The 14,972-nt window shown below is 72.1% G+C and carries 12 protein-coding genes; 7 read left to right on the top strand and 5 right to left on the bottom strand.

The genetic code is table 11. The features are described from left to right. Positions 1-15 precede the first annotated feature (15 nt). The gene (locus L3078_RS15050; RefSeq protein ID WP_239754135.1) at positions 16-606 is read left to right on the top strand and encodes a TetR/AcrR family transcriptional regulator; all 591 of its coding nucleotides are present in this window, start codon (positions 16-18) and stop codon (positions 604-606) included. 37 nt (positions 607-643) lie between these two features. Here the strand turns inward: L3078_RS15050 and L3078_RS15045 are convergent, their stop codons facing one another. Next, positions 644-1,108 carry a VOC family protein gene (locus tag L3078_RS15045; protein WP_239754134.1) on the bottom strand — a complete coding sequence of 155 codons (465 nt, stop codon included), beginning with the start codon at positions 1,106-1,108 and terminating at the stop codon, positions 644-646. 21 nt (positions 1,109-1,129) lie between these two features. On the opposite strand from L3078_RS15045, the gene L3078_RS15040 reads away from it, so the two are divergent. Together L3078_RS15040 and L3078_RS15035 are read left to right on the top strand one after the other, a co-directional pair. Beyond that, positions 1,130-1,834: a CGNR zinc finger domain-containing protein gene (locus L3078_RS15040; protein ID WP_420864063.1), complete on the top strand. Its 705-nt coding sequence runs from the start codon at positions 1,130-1,132 to the stop codon at positions 1,832-1,834. A gap of 16 nt (positions 1,835-1,850) precedes the next feature. Beyond that, a complete protein-coding gene (locus L3078_RS15035; RefSeq protein ID WP_239754132.1) occupies positions 1,851-2,255 on the top strand; it encodes an SRPBCC domain-containing protein in 405 nt (134 codons plus the stop codon). Positions 2,256-2,283: 28 nt separating this feature from the next. Here the strand turns inward: L3078_RS15035 and L3078_RS15030 are convergent, their stop codons facing one another. Further along, positions 2,284-2,490, bottom strand: a complete 207-nt coding sequence (locus tag L3078_RS15030) for a hypothetical protein (RefSeq protein WP_239754131.1) — start codon at positions 2,488-2,490, stop codon at positions 2,284-2,286. Positions 2,491-2,807: 317 nt separating this feature from the next. Next, positions 2,808-4,253 carry an MFS transporter gene (locus L3078_RS15025; protein WP_239754129.1) on the bottom strand — a complete coding sequence of 482 codons (1,446 nt, stop codon included), beginning with the start codon at positions 4,251-4,253 and terminating at the stop codon, positions 2,808-2,810. A 92-nt stretch (positions 4,254-4,345) separates the two neighbouring features. Between L3078_RS15025 and dusB the strand changes: the two genes are divergently transcribed. Both dusB and L3078_RS15015 read left to right on the top strand, forming a co-directional pair. Then, a complete protein-coding gene (gene dusB / locus L3078_RS15020) occupies positions 4,346-5,500 on the top strand; it encodes a tRNA dihydrouridine synthase DusB (protein WP_239754127.1) in 1,155 nt (384 codons plus the stop codon). 98 nt (positions 5,501-5,598) lie between these two features. Continuing rightward, the gene (locus L3078_RS15015) at positions 5,599-6,786 is read left to right on the top strand and encodes a polysaccharide pyruvyl transferase family protein (protein WP_239754126.1); all 1,188 of its coding nucleotides are present in this window, start codon (positions 5,599-5,601) and stop codon (positions 6,784-6,786) included. 130 nt (positions 6,787-6,916) lie between these two features. On the opposite strand, the gene L3078_RS15010 is transcribed toward L3078_RS15015, so the two are convergent. Both L3078_RS15010 and L3078_RS15005 read right to left on the bottom strand, forming a co-directional pair. Further along, the gene (locus tag L3078_RS15010) at positions 6,917-8,857 is read right to left on the bottom strand and encodes an amylo-alpha-1,6-glucosidase (RefSeq protein WP_239754125.1); all 1,941 of its coding nucleotides are present in this window, start codon (positions 8,855-8,857) and stop codon (positions 6,917-6,919) included. Beyond that, positions 8,854-10,410 carry an MGH1-like glycoside hydrolase domain-containing protein gene (locus L3078_RS15005; RefSeq protein WP_420864062.1) on the bottom strand — a complete coding sequence of 519 codons (1,557 nt, stop codon included), beginning with the start codon at positions 10,408-10,410 and terminating at the stop codon, positions 8,854-8,856. Before L3078_RS15005 ends, L3078_RS15010 begins: the two co-directional genes overlap by 4 nt. 188 nt (positions 10,411-10,598) lie before the next feature. Between L3078_RS15005 and L3078_RS15000 the strand changes: the two genes are divergently transcribed. Further along, positions 10,599-11,798 carry an ROK family protein gene (locus tag L3078_RS15000; protein ID WP_239760325.1) on the top strand — a complete coding sequence of 400 codons (1,200 nt, stop codon included), beginning with the start codon at positions 10,599-10,601 and terminating at the stop codon, positions 11,796-11,798. A 406-nt stretch (positions 11,799-12,204) separates the two neighbouring features. Next, positions 12,205-14,952 (top strand): pyruvate, phosphate dikinase, encoded by a 2,748-nt coding sequence (ppdK, locus tag L3078_RS14995; RefSeq protein WP_391802609.1) that lies wholly within the window; start codon positions 12,205-12,207, stop codon positions 14,950-14,952. The last annotated feature ends 20 nt before the right edge of the window (positions 14,953-14,972 follow it).

Here is a 14,972-nt window from a genome sequence, read left to right as displayed (position 1 = left end):
GGTACGGTTCCCTCCATGTCACCGACCTCCGAGACCCTGACCGCCGAGCGCATCCTCGAAGCGACCGAGGAGGTCCTGCGCCGCCACGGGCCCGCCAAGGCCACCGTGGTCGACGTGGCCCGCGCGCTCGGCGTCAGCCACGGCAGCGTCTACCGCCACTTCCGGTCGAAGGCGGTGCTGCGCGAGGCGGTGACGAAGCGCTGGCTGGACCGGACGACGGCCACCCTGACCGCCCTCGCCGCCGAGGACCGCGACCCGGAGGACCGGCTGCGCTCCTGGCTGGCCGCGCTCTTCGAGGCCAAGCGCCGCAAGGCGGGCGACGACCCCGAGTTGTTCGCCACGTACCAGGTCCTGGCGGGGGAGAACGGCGAGGCGGTCGGCGCCCATGTCGCCGAGTTGACGGACCAGTTGACCCGGATCGTCCGCTCGGGCGTGGAGTCCGGGCAGTTCGCCCCCACCGACCCGGCCGGCACCGCCCGCGCCGTCTTCCACGCCACGGCCCGCTTCCACGACCCCTCCTACGCCTACGCCTGGGGACAGCCGGACATCGAGGCCCAGTTCGAGGCGGTCGTGGAACTGGTGGTGCGGGGCCTGCGCACCCGCTGAGACCGTCGCCGCGGCCGGCGCCCCGCGCCGACGCGGGCTACGCCACGCAGAACTCGTTGCCCTCCGGGTCGCGCATCAGCCACCAGTGGCCCGCCGGGCCCCGGTCGAACTCCTCGACGCGGGTGGCGCCCAGTGTCTCCAGGCGGCCGGCCAGGGCCTCCAGGCCGTCGGGGCCCGCGTGGACGTCGATGTGCAGGCGGTTCTTGACCGTCTTCGGTTCGGGGACGTCCTGGAAGAGGAGACGGCGGCCCTTGCCGATGCCGGTGAAGGGGTCGTACGGGTCCTCGGGGTGGCGGACGGCGGCGTAGCCGCGGAAGACGCGGTGGCCGTTGTGCTCGGCCACGGCTGCCTCGGGGAGGTCGCCCGTGGCGAGGAGGTGGGTGATCAGGGTGCTCGGGTCCTCCACCTCGTAGCCGAGCGCCGCGGCCCAGAAGTCGGCCAGGGGCTGGGCGTCCCGGGTGTCGATGACCAGTTTCCAGTTCAGTGCGGTGGTCGTAGCCATGTAACCGGTTATATTGGTTACATGGGTTCGACGTCCAGGGCATCGGCTGCGCAGGGGGTGTCGGGAGTGTCGGGTGCATCAGAAGTGCCGGAAGTATCGGAAGTATCGGAAGCGAGTGGCATCCGGCTCCGGTCCCACTCCGGGAAGGTCTACCGGTTCGATCCGGGCGCCCTGTGTCTGGAGCTGCTCGTCACCGGCGGCCCCGGCGCCCTGACCCGCTACGAGGTACTGCACACCCCCGCTGACCTGGTCGCATGGGTCGAACAGTCCCGGCTCACCCCCACACCCCCCGCCCTCCACGTCACGGCGGACGACGTGGCGTACGCCCGGCGGCTGCGCGACGCGCTCACCCGTACGGCCGTCTCGCGGGTCGTCGGCGACGCCGGGCTCCCCGAGCTGGGCATCGCCGCGGCGGACACCGCCGACCTCGCCCTCGTCAACGAGGCCGCGGCCCGTCCCCCGCTGGCCCCGGCGCTCGGCGCGGACGGCACCCGGGGCTGGGCCGACGGTACGGCGACCGGCGCGCAACTCCTGTCCACCGTTGCCCGCGACGCCGTCGACCTCCTCACCGGGCCGTACGCGCAGCGGATCCGGATGTGCGCCGGCGACCGCTGTTACCTCCTCTACGTCGACACCTCACGCCCCGGCCGCCGCCGCTGGTGCTCGATGGAGCACTGCGGCAACCGCCACAAGGTCCGCGCCCACCGCGTACGGCAGAAGTCCTAGAGAAAGGGTGATCCCCATGTCCGCTCGATCCACCGGACTCACCAAGGACGCCGGATGGCAGGTCGGTGTCTCCCGCACCCTGCCCCAATCACCCGCCGCCGTATGGGAGTTCATCAGCGGGCCGCGCGGGCTGGAGCTGTGGCTCGGGGCCGGGGCGCGGCTCACCCCCGAGCCCGGCGCCGAATACGAGACCGACGCGGGCGCCACGGGCGAGGTGCGCGGCTATCGCCCCGGTGACCGCATCCGCGTCACCTACGGCGACACGACCGTCCAGGTCGCCGTCTCGGCGGCCGGCGGCGGCAGGTCCGTACTCGTCTTCCACCAGGAGCGCATGGCGGGCCCCGAGGAGAGGGAACGTCAACGGGCGCACTGGCGGCGGGTGATGGACCGGGTCGCCGAGGAACTCGACCGACCGGCCTGACGGCAGGGTGGTGGGCAGCCTGCGGCGGTCACGAGTCCGTGGGGTCCACCGTCGCCTGGTGGGCCTCGGCGAGGTGCTCCTCGGCCTTCAGCCACGGCAGGAACTGCGCGCCCTTGCGCCAGCCGCAGGTGTCGCAGCTGATGGTGCGCTGCACGCCCGAACGCCGGACGTGCACGGTGTGCTGCCGGCCGTGCTGGTCCCAGCGGCTCACCCTGCTCGTGTTGATCTGCTCCATGACGTCTCCAGCCGACACCCTCACGGCTCCGCGACCGTGAAGTCCGTGTGGTCCGTGGTGTGGTGCGTGCGGTCCGTGAGGAGTGTGCGGCAAGACCAACATCAACAGGGGAGATAGTCCGAGGAGTTGTCACAGGCGTTACCTCATGTGCCGTCCCGAGGAACGGGGAAGGTGCGGCCCGGTGGGGCTTCTCGCGCAGTTCCCCGCGCCCCTAAAAGCATGGGGCGCGCCCCATGCTTTTAGGGGCGCGGGGAACTGCGCGAGCAACCACGACGCACCCGCACTCGCCCTACGAGCTGAACGCCCCCAAACCTGCCCTACGAGCGGAGCGACGCCGTATCCCGTACCTCCGGTGACTCCAGGCGCTTCGCCGTACGCGCGGCGGTCTCCCGGGCCCACGTGCCCGTGGTGAGTGCGCCCAGGATCAGGACGGCGAAGCCGCAGGCCGCGACGATCCACCAGGCGGGGCGGGCCGCCGCGACGAAGGAGTCGGCGTACGAGGACGAGCCGATGCCCGCCGCCAGGACCGCGCCGATCACCGCGACCCCCAGCGTCTGGCCGATCTGGCGGCTGGTGGAGGCGACCGCGGCCGCCACCCCGGCCTGGGCGCGCGGCATGCCGGAGACGGCCGTGTTGGTGATCGGCGCGTTGACGAAGCCGAAGCCGAGGCCGAAGAGGACGTAGCCGATGACGAGCGTGACGTTCTCGGTCTCGGCCTCGAACGCCGCGAAGAGCACCCCGCTCGCGGTCATCGCGACCCCGGCGATCAGGAGCGGCAGACGCGGCCCCCGGCCGCCGACCAGCCGCCCGGCGATCGGCGCGCAGACGAAGCACAGCAGCGCCATCGGGAGCATCCACAGCCCGGCGTGCAGGGCGTCGAGGCCGCGGACGTTCTGCAGGTACAGCGTCGACAGGAACAGGAAGCCGCCGAGCGCGGCGAACGCGCTGATCGCCGTCACCGTCGCCCCGCTGAACGGCGCCGAACGGAAGAAGCGCAGGTCGATGAGGGGTTCCGCGCGGCGCGGCTCGTAGCGCAGGAGGCCGAGGAGCGCGGCGAGCGCGACACCGCCGAGGGCGAGGGTCTCGGCGACCGGCGCGGTCGGCGCCTCGATGATCGCGTACGTGAGGGAGCCGAGCAGCACGATGACGAGGAGCTGTCCGACGGGGTCGGGGCGGCGGGCCTTCGGCGCGCGGGACTCGGGGACGTACCGCCAGGTCAACAGCAGCGCGGCCAGGCCGACCGGCAGATTGATCCAGAAGATCGCGCGCCAGCCGACCGATTCCACGAGGAGCCCGCCGATGATCGGGCCGGCGGCCATCGAGATGCCCACCACCGCACCCCAGATCCCGATCGCCCGCGCCCGCTCGCGCGGATCCGTGAACGTGTTGGTGATGATCGACATCGCGACCGGGTTGAGCATCGAGCCGCCGACCGCCTGCACCATCCGGAAGGCCACCAGCGATTCGAGGTTCGGGGCGAGGGAGCACAGCAGGGAGCCGATCGCGAAGACGACCAGGCCCGCCATGAAGACCCGCTTGCGGCCGATCCGGTCCGCGGTGGAGCCGGCCAGCATCAGCAGCGCGGCCAGGACCAGGGTGTAGGCGTCGATGGTCCACTGCAGACCGGCGAGGCTCGCGTCGAGGTCGCGCTGCATCGAGGGCAGGGCGACGTTCAGGACGGTGTTGTCCAGGCTCACGATCAGGAGGCTGGTGCAGCAGATCGCGAGCACCAGCAGACGGTGGCGGCGGCTGAGCTCGGGCATGCGCCCCATCGTACGCCTACTCAATAGTGCGCCTAACTAATGAATGGCGCCGGGCGGCGCGGGTGTGCGTCCGTGTGCGTGACAATGGGGAGATGTCCACGCCCTCGAACGCGCCCGCCCCGCCGCTCCGGATCGGCCCGCACACCGTCACCCCGCCCGTCGTCCTGGCCCCGATGGCCGGGATCACGAACGCGCCCTTCCGCACCCTGTGCAGGGAGTTCAGCGGCGGCAAGGGGCTGTTCGTCAGCGAGATGATCACCACCCGGGCGCTGGTCGAGCGCAACGAGAAGACCATGCAGCTGATCCACTTCGACGCGACCGAGAAGCCGCGCTCGATCCAGCTGTACGGGGTGGACCCGGCCACCGTCGGCAAGGCCGTCCGCATGATCGCGGAGGAGGGCCTCGCCGACCACATCGATCTCAACTTCGGCTGCCCGGTCCCGAAGGTGACGAGGAAGGGCGGCGGCTCCGCCCTCCCCTACAAGCGGAACCTCCTGCGCGCCATCCTCCGCGAGGCGGTCAGTGGCGCGGGCGACCTCCCGGTCACCATGAAGATGCGCAAGGGCATCGACGACGACCACATCACCTACCTCGACGCCGGCCGCATCGCCGTCGAGGAGGGCGTCACCGCGATCGCCCTGCACGGTCGCACCGCCGCCCAGCACTACGGCGGCACGGCCGACTGGGACGCCATCGCCCGCCTCAAGGAGCACGTCCCCGAGATCCCCGTCCTCGGCAACGGCGACATCTGGTCGGCGGAGGACGCGCTGCGGATGGTGCGCGAGACCGGCTGCGACGGAGTGGTCGTGGGGCGCGGCTGCCTCGGCCGCCCATGGCTGTTCGCGGACCTGGTGGCGGCCTTCGAGGGGCGCACCGAGGACATCGCGCGGCCCGTTCTCCGCGAGGTCGCCGACATCATGGTCCGGCACGCCACGCTCCTCGGCGAGTGGATCGGCGACGAGTCCAAGGGGGTCGTCGACTTCCGCAAGCACGTCGCCTGGTACCTCAAGGGCTTCGCGGTCGGCTCCGAGATGCGCAAGCGGCTCGCCATCACCTCCTCCCTCGCCGAACTGCGCGCCGGACTGGACGAGTTGGACCTCGACCAGCCCTGGCCCACCGGCGCCGACGGCCCGCGCGGCCGGACCTCCGGCAACAACCGCGTCGTCCTGCCGGACGGCTGGCTCAAGGACCCGTACGACTGCGCGGGCGTGGGCGAGGAGGCCGAACTCGACACGTCCGGCGGGTAGTTGCTCGGAACCATCCGTTCTGTCGGTGTTCCGGTCGTTGTGCGGCCGGTTTCCGTCATCTCGGAATGGGTGGGGAAATGTCCGGGTAGCGCCTTTTGGTGTGCGGAGCGAACGAGACACCGAAGAAGCCGGCCAGGGCAGCGTCGAAGCGGCCCTCGCGCAAACCGACGCCCCGGCCGACGCCCAGGCCATGTGAACCGGTCCGGCCGCCCGCCCCGCACACCCCGCCCCCGCCCCCGTCCTACGTCCCCCACTGCGCCCACCACGTCTCGTACGTCCTGACCGTCCTGGACCGGCTGGTCCCGGCCGGCACCCGCTGCGCGCTCATCGGGGCCCCGCTCCACTCCAACGTCGGCGACAGCGCGATCTGGCTCGGCCAGCGCGCCCTGCTCGGCGCGCTCGGCGCCGAGGTGCGCTACGCCTGCGACCTGATGTCGTACGACGCCGGGCAGTTGGCGGCCTGTCTCCCGGACGGCCCGATCATGCTGACGGGGGGCGGCACCCTCGGTGACCTGTGGGAGGACAGCCAACTCCTGCGGGAACGGGTGGTGCGCGACTTCCCGGACCGCCGGATCGTCCAGCTGCCGCAGTCCGTGCACTTCACGGACCGCGCCAACCTCACCCGGGCCCGCCGGGTCTTCGACGCTCACCCCGACCTGACGCTGCTGCTGCGCGACCGGCACAGCCTGCACCGCTGCCGCACCGTCTTCGAGGCCCCCTCGCTGCTCGCCCCCGACCTGGCCTTCGCCGTACCGAGGGACGCGCTCACGGGTGGCGTGGTCGCGCACGACGTGGTCTGGCTGGCCAGGGAGGACAAGGAATCGGCGAAGGGCCCACCGGCCGGGCGGGGCGCGGCCCGTGTGGGGCGCGGTGGCCCGTACGTCTTCGACTGGACCCGGGAGGGCGACGACACCGACTGGCGGCGGGCCAAGGAAGCGCTGTGGCGGAGCCGGGCCCGTGCCCTGTGCCGCGCCGGCTCGGGCGACCCGTCCGGCGCCGCGCCCGCGCTCCTCGCCGCCTACGACGGCCTCGCCCGCCTCCAACTAGCGCGCGGCTGCCGCCTGTTGACTGCCGGCCGCGTCGCCGTCACCGACCGCCTCCACGGCCACGTCCTCGCCCTCCTCCTCGGCCTCCCCCACGTCCTCCTCGCCGACCGCTACGGCAAGTCCCGCAGCCACTGGGACACCTGGACGACCCACCGCCCCCCGACAACGCAATGGGCCTGGACGGCAACGGAGGCGAGCCGGACAGCACAACGCCTACTGGAGACCGCCGGGGCCCCCTGAGGGGAAAGGCAAGGGGCGCAGCCCCTGCCTTTCAGGGGCGTGGGGAACTGCGCGAGAAGACCCACGCACCCGCACCCGCCGACGAACCCCCACCCCAACGGCCCCTAGGCACCCCGCCCCCGACGGAGTCCTACGCGCCGCCCACCGCCGTCAACAAAGCAAGCGGCGCCGCAGCGGACCGCGACTCCCGCACGCACGCGTGCGGATACGGCACCGGCGCCGGATGCGTGTCCCTCCCGTACCCGGCCAACACCTCCGGCAGCCGATGCCCGGCCGCCGACGCCGCGTCCACCATCCCGGAGGCCACCGCCCGCGCCTCGTCGTGCAGCCCGTACCGCGCCAGCCCCAGCGTGATCAGCGCGTTGTCGTGCGGCCACACCGACCCCCGGTGGTACGACAGCGGGTGGTACGCCGGCTGCCCGGCGGCCAGCGTCCGCACCCCCCACCCGGAGAAGAAGTCCGGCTCCAGCAGCCGCCGCCCCACCGCCTTCCCGTACTCCTTGTCCAGCAGCCCCGACCACAGCAGATGCCCCGCGTCCGAGGCGAGCGCGTCGACCTGCCCGCCCTCCGCGTCCAACGCCAGCGCGGGAAAACCGTGTCCGGGCATCCAGAAGTCCCGCTGGAACCGGTCGCGCAGATCACCCGCGGCCTGCTCCAGGAGGGCCGCGTACACCTCGTCCTCCCACACCGTGCGGGCCAGTACGGCGGTGCGGCGCAGCGCGTCGTACGCGTAGCCCTGCGCGCCGGCCGCCATCACCGGCCCGGCGACGGGCCGGCCGCCGTCGGCGGAGCAGATCGCGCCGGGGGAGTCCTTCCAGTTCTGGTTGGCGAGGCCGCCCTGGTCGGCGCGGTAGACGAGGTAGCCGCGCGAGGTGAGGCCGCCGTGGTCCAGCATCCAGCCGATCGCGGCCCGCGCGTGGGGTTCGAGCCGGCGGGCCAGGGTGACGTCCCCGGTCTGCTCGACGTACGTGCCGAGCAGGACGAGGAAGAGCGGCGTCGCGTCCACCGAGCCGTAGTAACGGCCGTACGGGACCTGCCCGAAGTGCGCCAGCTCTCCGTGGCGCATCTCGTGCACGATCTTGCCGGGCTGGGCCACCGAGTCGACGCCGACCTCGGTCGCCTGGGCGGCGGCGAGCGCGAGCAGGGTGGCGGCGGCCGGCTCCGGCCGGTAGGGCAGCGTGAAGAGAGAGGTCAGCAGGGCGTCCCGGCCGAGGAGGGTGAGGAACCAGGGCGCTCCGGCGGCGGGCACCCGTAGCGTCTCGCCGTCCGGACCGGTCGCCGGGACCTGGAGTGCGGCGAGATCGGCGAGGCCGCGCGCGCACGCGGCGGCCAGTTCGGGCCAGCCGGTGGGGAAGGCCACGCCCTCCACGAACTCGTCCTCCGCCGCGCGCAGTTGTTCGTGCACGGCGGCCGGCGAGCGCGGCACCCGCAGGGCCCGGCGGTCGCCGTGCGTCCGCGCCATCACCCGGCAGGTCAGCTCCGCCGAGCCGTGCGGCGCGACGTCGAGGGCCCAGACGAGCCGCCGCGCGCCCGTCCCGGTCTCCTCCACGCCGTCCGGCGCGGGTTCGGCCGTCACCGTCGTGCAGGACCGCCACTCGCCGCGCCGGTAGCTGAACTCCACCCCGTCGTCGAGGACTTCGCGCCTCCTGATGACGCCGCTCTTGGCGTACGTACGGAAGTCGGAGCGCAGCTCGAACTGGTCGGTGAAGTCGGCGTCGACGGTGATCGCGATCCGGACCGTCGTCGGCACCGGCCGGTTGCTGGTGACGCGCAGCGTCTCCACGAACGCGCTGTCGGAGACGGCCTGTTCACGGAAGAGCGTGTACGCGGGCGGCTCCCGGCGGCCGCCCCGGGGCACGAGCACACAGCGTGCGACGTCACCGTCCGTGACCGGGGTGAGCGTCTCGGGAACCGCGCCGTCGACGGTCAGCTGCCACCGGCTCAGATGCCGGGCGTCCCGGACGAACAGCCCGTCCGGTGAACTCCCGCCCCGCACCCCGCTGATGTCGCCGCCGTCGCTCACGGCGGCGAACGTCCCGCCGCGCACGAGCAGGTGATGCCGGTCCGTCATCCCCGGTCCCCTCCCTGGTCACTCATGCCGAACTTGGCCTCGTTGGTGTCGTGGTGCCGTGTCTGGTGCCGCTCCCGGCCGTGGTGGCGCTCCCGGGTGGGCGGGTGACCGTGGTCGTCCCGGTGCAGCAGGTCGAGGGTGAGCGCGGCCGTCCAGCCGAAGCCGGCCGCGCCGCAGGCCTCACCGGTGTACGGGTCCACGTACTCGGCGAACCCGGACGCCGCCGCCGTCTCCAGCAGCGCCGTGCGCAGCGCGTCGGCCCGCCCCGGCTCCCCGTGCAGCCTGAGTCCCCGCTCCAGCATCCAGTTGGTGTTGAACCAGGCGGGGCCGCGCCAGTAGCGGTGCGGATCGAAGGCCTCGCCGGTCAGGTCGTACGACGGTACGAGCAGGGTGGTGTCGCCGAGCCCGAAGTGCGGGCCGTGCATCGTGCGGACGAGGGCGGCGGCGATGTCCCGGGGCAGCCCCGGGAGCAGGAGGGGGATCAGACCGGAGACACCGCGCTCGGGCAGGAGGGTGCCGGTGGTGACGTCCCGGCAGAGGAACATGCCTTCCGCCGGGTCCCACAGCCGCTCCACCAGGGCCGCCGTCAGCCGTTCGGCGCGCGCGTGCCGGGCCGTCCCCGACGCGCCCAACTCCTTCGCGATCCGGGCGAGGGCGTGCTCGGAGGCGATGAGCAGCGCGTTGAACGCCGGATCCTCGACGGCGAACTCCCCCGCCCCGGCCCCGCTCTCCCTGCCCGGCCGATCCCCGCCTCCGCCGCCGACCCCGCCCCGGCTCCCCCCGCCCGGCCGATCCCGGTACCCCGCGTCCCGGTAGTCCGCCGCCAGTCGCACGTACCGCCCGTAGTCCAGATCCGTCGGCCGGTCCTCGGCCGCTCCGTGGTCGAGGTCGGCACGCCGGAAGGAACGGGCCGGGGCCGGGGTGATCCGGGCGAGGGGCGCGTCCCAGGCGGGGCTGTTGTCCATGCCCTGCTCCCAGGGGTGGACGACCGAGGCCAGTCCGCCCCCGCCCAGGTCACGGCGGTCCAGCAGATAGCGGTGCCAGGCGGCCAGCCCCGGATAGACGCGGGCCAGGAAGCCGCGCGCCCGGGACAGCTCCGGGTCGGCCAGGTGCACCAGCCACGCCGCCAGCGCGTGCACCGGCGGCTGCACGATGCCCGAGGTCTCGGTGGTGCGCGGGGCACCGGCGGCGCGCCCCGCGGTCGAGGAGCGCCAGAAGTCGGGGCTCGGGAAGTACGCGTCCAGCGGCACCGAGGGGTTGAAGACGATGTGCGGGATCCGCCCGTCCCCCCACCGCGCGGCGAGCAGCGTCTCCAGCTCGGTCTGCGCCCGCAGCGGCGACAGATGCCGCAGGCCGATCGCGATGAACGCCGAGTCCCACGACCACTGGTGCGGATACAGCGTGCGCGAGGGCACGGTGGACCGGCCCGTCCAGTTGGCCGCCAGCACCTCGGCCGCCGCGCGGTGCGTCGAACCGGGCGGATCGTATACGTCGACCCCGGCACGGATTCTCGTGCCGGGCCGGCGGGCGGTGAGCTGGGTTGTGCGGTCCACGCGGGGCTCCCTGAGGAGAAGGTGCCGACCAGTTCGGCGGTAGCTACCGTAGGGTTACGTCTACTTAACACGCAAAACTCAATATGTAATGCAGAGTTGGTGAACGCAAGAGGGTGAGCGGGAACGGATTCCCCGAGGGCCGCGACAATGGCGGCACCGAGGACGACAAGAGTGGAAGGGCCGTGAAGGTGGGCAGTCACGCCGGCGCAGGAGATCTGCTGGAGCTGGTCCGCAGCGGCCGGGCCACCACCCGTGGCGCGCTCCAGCAGGCCACGGGCCTCTCCAGGGCGACCGTGGGCCAGCGCCTGGATCGGCTCTTCCGCGCGGGCTGGCTCCGCGAGGGCGCCGGCGGCCCCGTCGACTCGCCGCTGGGCGGCCGCCCCTCCATCACCCTGGAGTTCGACGACGAGCACGCGGTCGTCCTCGCCGCCGACCTCGACACCCGCCACGCCCGCGCCGCCGTCCTCTCCCTCACGGGCGAGATCCAGGCCGAGCACACCGGCACCCTGGTCATCGAGGAGGGACCCGACGCCGTACTGGACGAACTGGGGCGCTGGTTCGCCGAGTTGCTGGAGAAGGCGGGCCGCCCGGCCGACGTGGTCTGCGGCATCGGCCTCGCCGTCCCCGGCCCGGTCGACATCGACACCGGCCGTGTCGTCCAGCCGCCGATCATGCCCGGCTGGGACGGCTACGACATAAGGGGCCGCCTGGCCCGCGCCTTCACCGACCACGCGTCCGGGCCCGCCGGGACACCGGTCCTCGTCGACAACGACGCCAACCTCATGGCGTACGGCGAACAGCGCGCGGGATACGCCGACTGCTCGGCGTTCGCGCTGGTCAAGGTCTCCACGGGTATCGGCGCCGGGGTCGTGGTCGGCGGCTCGATATACCGGGGGATCGACGGCGGCGCCGGCGACATCGGCCACATCCGGGTGCCGCAGGGCGCCGAGGCGCTGTGCAAGTGCGGCTCGTACGGCTGTCTGGCGGCGGTCGCGAGCGGCGGCGCGGTGGCCCGACGGCTGGCGGAGGCGGGGGTTCCGGCGGCGTCCGGCTCAGATGTGCGGGATCTGCTGGTCGCCGGCCACCCGGGGGCGACGGCGCTCGCACGGGAGGCGGGCCGGGCCGTGGGGGACGTCCTGGCGACGGTGGTGACCCTGCTGAACCCGGGCGTCCTGATGATCGCCGGCGATTTGGCCGGAACCCCCTTCCTCACGGGCGTCCGTGAACTGCTCTACCAGCGTGCCCTGCCCCGCTCCACGGCCCATCTGGACGTCGTGATCTCGAAGCTGGGGGAGCGGGCGGGTCTGGTGGGAGCGGGCGCACTGGTCGTCGAGCATCTGTACGCGCCGGAGCGGGCCGAGCAGCGGCTGGTCGCGCTGGGGGTGTGACGGGGGCGTTTCCGTCCCGTGGAGGGGTCCGCATGGTGAAATCGGGCCCTCTCGAACGGCGTGATTCTCGCCACCTCTGATAGCGGTTGCGCTCAGATGAGCGAATCGTGGGCGGCTCTGCGACTTCAAAGGGTGGCACTCGGTGCCACCCTTTGATCGTTCATCGAGCGAACTCAGGCGTGCCGAATGCCGCTCATGTGAGCGGAATGGTGGCCGAATGAGGGTGACCGCCTTCAAGAGGTGAACACATATCCGCTCCGTTCCTTGCCAAGCCTTGACTTTCGATCTCCTGGCGGACGGGTGGTTACAGGCGCATGACGCGCAAGTGGACGTACCCAGGTGCCTTCGATCTGGGTATGTTCCTCGCCGTCAGGGCAGCCACCGCGTCCTCAAGGAGTTGGGACCTGTGTCGGAAAACAAAGATCCCCACGTAGGCCACGTAGCTCAGAGCGTTGAGGGCGTGAAGTTTGTTTATGACTTCACCGAAGGCAACAAGGACCTCAAGGACCTCCTCGGCGGCAAGGGCGCGAACCTCGCCGAGATGACCAACCTCGGTCTCCCCGTGCCCCCCGGCTTCACCATCACCACCGAGGCCTGCAAGGTCTACCTCGACAGCGGCGACGAGCCCGCGGCACTCCGTGACGAGGTCACCGCCCACCTGGTCGCCCTCGAAGAGCGCATGGGCAAGAAGCTCGGCCAGGCCGACGACCCGCTCCTCGTCTCGGTCCGCTCCGGCGCGAAGTTCTCGATGCCCGGAATGATGGACACGGTCCTCAACATCGGCCTCTCCGACAAGTCGGTCCAGGGCCTGGCCAAGCAGGCCGGCGACGACCGCTTCGCCTGGGACTCCTACCGCCGCCTCATCCAGATGTTCGGCAAGACGGTGCTCGGCGTCGACGGCGACCTCTTCGAGGAGGCGCTGGAGGCGGCGAAGGCGGCCAAGAAGGTCACGGTCGACACCGAGCTGGAGGCGGCCGACCTCAAGAAGCTCGTCACCAAGTTCAAGAAGATCGTCAAGACCGAGGCCGGCCGGGACTTCCCGCAGGACCCGCGCGAGCAGATGGACCTCGCCATCCACGCGGTCTTCGACTCCTGGAACACCGACCGCGCCAAGCTGTACCGCCGCCAGGAGCGCATCCCCGGCGACCTCGGCACGGCGGTCAACGTCTGCTCGATGGTCTTCGGCAACCTGGGCCCGGACTCCGGCACCGGCGTCGCCTTCACCCGCGACCCGGCCTCCGGCCACCAGGGCGTCTACGGCGACTACCTGCAGAACGCCCAGGGCGAGGACGTGGTCGCGGGCATCCGTAACACCGTCCCCCTGGCCGAGCTGGAGTCGATCGACAAGAAGTCGTACGACCAGCTGATGCAGATCATGGAGACCCTGGAGAACCACTACAAGGATCTCTGCGACATCGAGTTCACCATCGAGCGCGGCCAGCTGTGGATGCTCCAGACGCGCGTGGGCAAGCGCACGGCCGGCGCGGCCTTCCGCATCGCGACCCAGCTGGTGGACCAGGGCCTGATCGACGAGGCGGAGGCCCTCCAGCGGGTCACCGGCGCCCAGCTCGCGCAGCTGATGTTCCCCCGCTTCGACGAGGACGCGAAGGTCGCCCAGGTCGGCCGTGGCATCGCCGCCTCCCCGGGCGCGGCGGTCGGCAAGGCGGTCTTCGACTCGTACACGGCCGTGAAGTGGTCGCGATCGGGCGAGAAGGTCATCCTGGTCCGCCGCGAGACCAACCCCGACGACCTCGACGGCATGATCGCGGCCGAGGGCATCCTGACCTCGCGCGGCGGCAAGACCTCCCACGCGGCCGTGGTCGCGCGCGGCATGGGCAAGACCTGTGTCTGCGGCGCGGAGGAGCTGGAGGTCGACACCAAGCGCCGCCGGATGACGGTGCCGGGCGGTCACGTGGTGGAGGAGGGCGACCTGATCTCCATCGACGGTTCGAGCGGCAAGGTCTACCTGGGCGAGGTGCCCGTCGTCCCCTCTCCGGTCGTGGAGTACTTCGAGGGCCGGATGCACGCGGGTGCGCAGGACGCCGACGAACTGGTCGAGGCGGTCCACCGCATCATGGCCTTCGCCGACCGCAAGCGCCGTCTCCGTGTCCGGGCGAACGCGGACAACGCCGAGGACGCGCTGCGCGCCCGCCGCTTCGGCGCCCAGGGCATCGGCCTGTGCCGTACGGAGCACATGTTCCTCGGCGACCGCCGTGAGCTGGTCGAACGCCTGATCCTGGCCGACACGGAGGTGGAGCGTGAGGAGTCCCTGAAGGCCCTGCTCCCGCTCCAGAAGCAGGACTTCGTCGAGCTCTTCTCCGCGATGGACGGCCTCCCGGTGACGGTCCGCCTCCTCGACCCGCCGCTGCACGAGTTCCTCCCCGACATCACGGAACTCTCGGTCCGCGTGGCCCTGGCGGAGTCCCGCCAGGAGCCCCACGAGAACGAACTGCGCCTGCTCCAGGCGGTCCACCGCCTGCACGAGCAGAACCCGATGCTGGGCCTGCGCGGTGTACGCCTCGGCCTGGTGATCCCCGGCCTGTTCACGATGCAGGTCCGCGCCATCGCGGAGGCGGCCGCCGAGCGCAAGAACGCCAAGGGCGACCCGCGCGCCGAGATCATGATCCCGCTCGTCGGCACGGTCCAGGAGCTGGAGATCGTCCGCGAGGAGGCCGACGCGGTGATCGCGGAGGTCGAGGCGGCGACGGGGGTGTCGCTGAAGCTGTCGATCGGCACGATGATCGAACTGCCGCGCGCCGCGCTGACCGCCGGTCAGATCGCGGAGGCGGCGGAGTTCTTCTCCTTCGGCACGAACGACCTGACGCAGACGGTGTGGGGCTTCAGCCGCGACGACGTCGAGGCGTCGTTCTTCACGGCGTACCTGGAGAAGGGCATCTTCGGGGTGTCGCCGTTCGAGACGATCGACAAGGACGGCGTGGGTTCCCTGGTGAAGCTGGCGGCGGAGGCGGGCCGCGCCACCCGCCCCGACCTCAAGCTCGGCGTCTGCGGCGAGCACGGCGGTGACCCGGAGTCGGTCCACTTCTTCCACGAGGTCGGCCTCGACTACGTCTCCTGCTCCCCGTTCCGCATCCCCGTGGCCCGCCTGGAGGCGGGGCGCGCGGCGTCGCAGTCGGTGGGGAGCGACCACCGGTAGCCTCCGGCTCCCACCAGCCC

Source organism: Streptomyces deccanensis (genome assembly GCF_022385335.1).
Taxonomy (GTDB): domain Bacteria; phylum Actinomycetota; class Actinomycetes; order Streptomycetales; family Streptomycetaceae; genus Streptomyces; species Streptomyces deccanensis.
The sequence above is the reverse complement of the archived record's forward strand: the minus strand, read 5'-3'. Positions and strand labels throughout refer to the sequence as shown.

Coding starts and splice junctions, on each gene's coding strand:
- L3078_RS15050 (WP_239754135.1), top strand. CDS start 16: ATGTCACCGACCTCCGAGACCCTGACCGCCGAGCGCATCCTCGAAGCG.
- L3078_RS15045 (WP_239754134.1), bottom strand. CDS start 1,108: ATGGCTACGACCACCGCACTGAACTGGAAACTGGTCATCGACACCCGG.
- L3078_RS15040 (WP_420864063.1), top strand. CDS start 1,130: ATGGGTTCGACGTCCAGGGCATCGGCTGCGCAGGGGGTGTCGGGAGTG.
- L3078_RS15035 (WP_239754132.1), top strand. CDS start 1,851: ATGTCCGCTCGATCCACCGGACTCACCAAGGACGCCGGATGGCAGGTC.
- L3078_RS15030 (WP_239754131.1), bottom strand. CDS start 2,490: ATGGAGCAGATCAACACGAGCAGGGTGAGCCGCTGGGACCAGCACGGC.
- L3078_RS15025 (WP_239754129.1), bottom strand. CDS start 4,253: ATGCCCGAGCTCAGCCGCCGCCACCGTCTGCTGGTGCTCGCGATCTGC.
- dusB (WP_239754127.1), top strand. CDS start 4,346: ATGTCCACGCCCTCGAACGCGCCCGCCCCGCCGCTCCGGATCGGCCCG.
- L3078_RS15010 (WP_239754125.1), bottom strand. CDS start 8,857: ATGACGGACCGGCATCACCTGCTCGTGCGCGGCGGGACGTTCGCCGCC.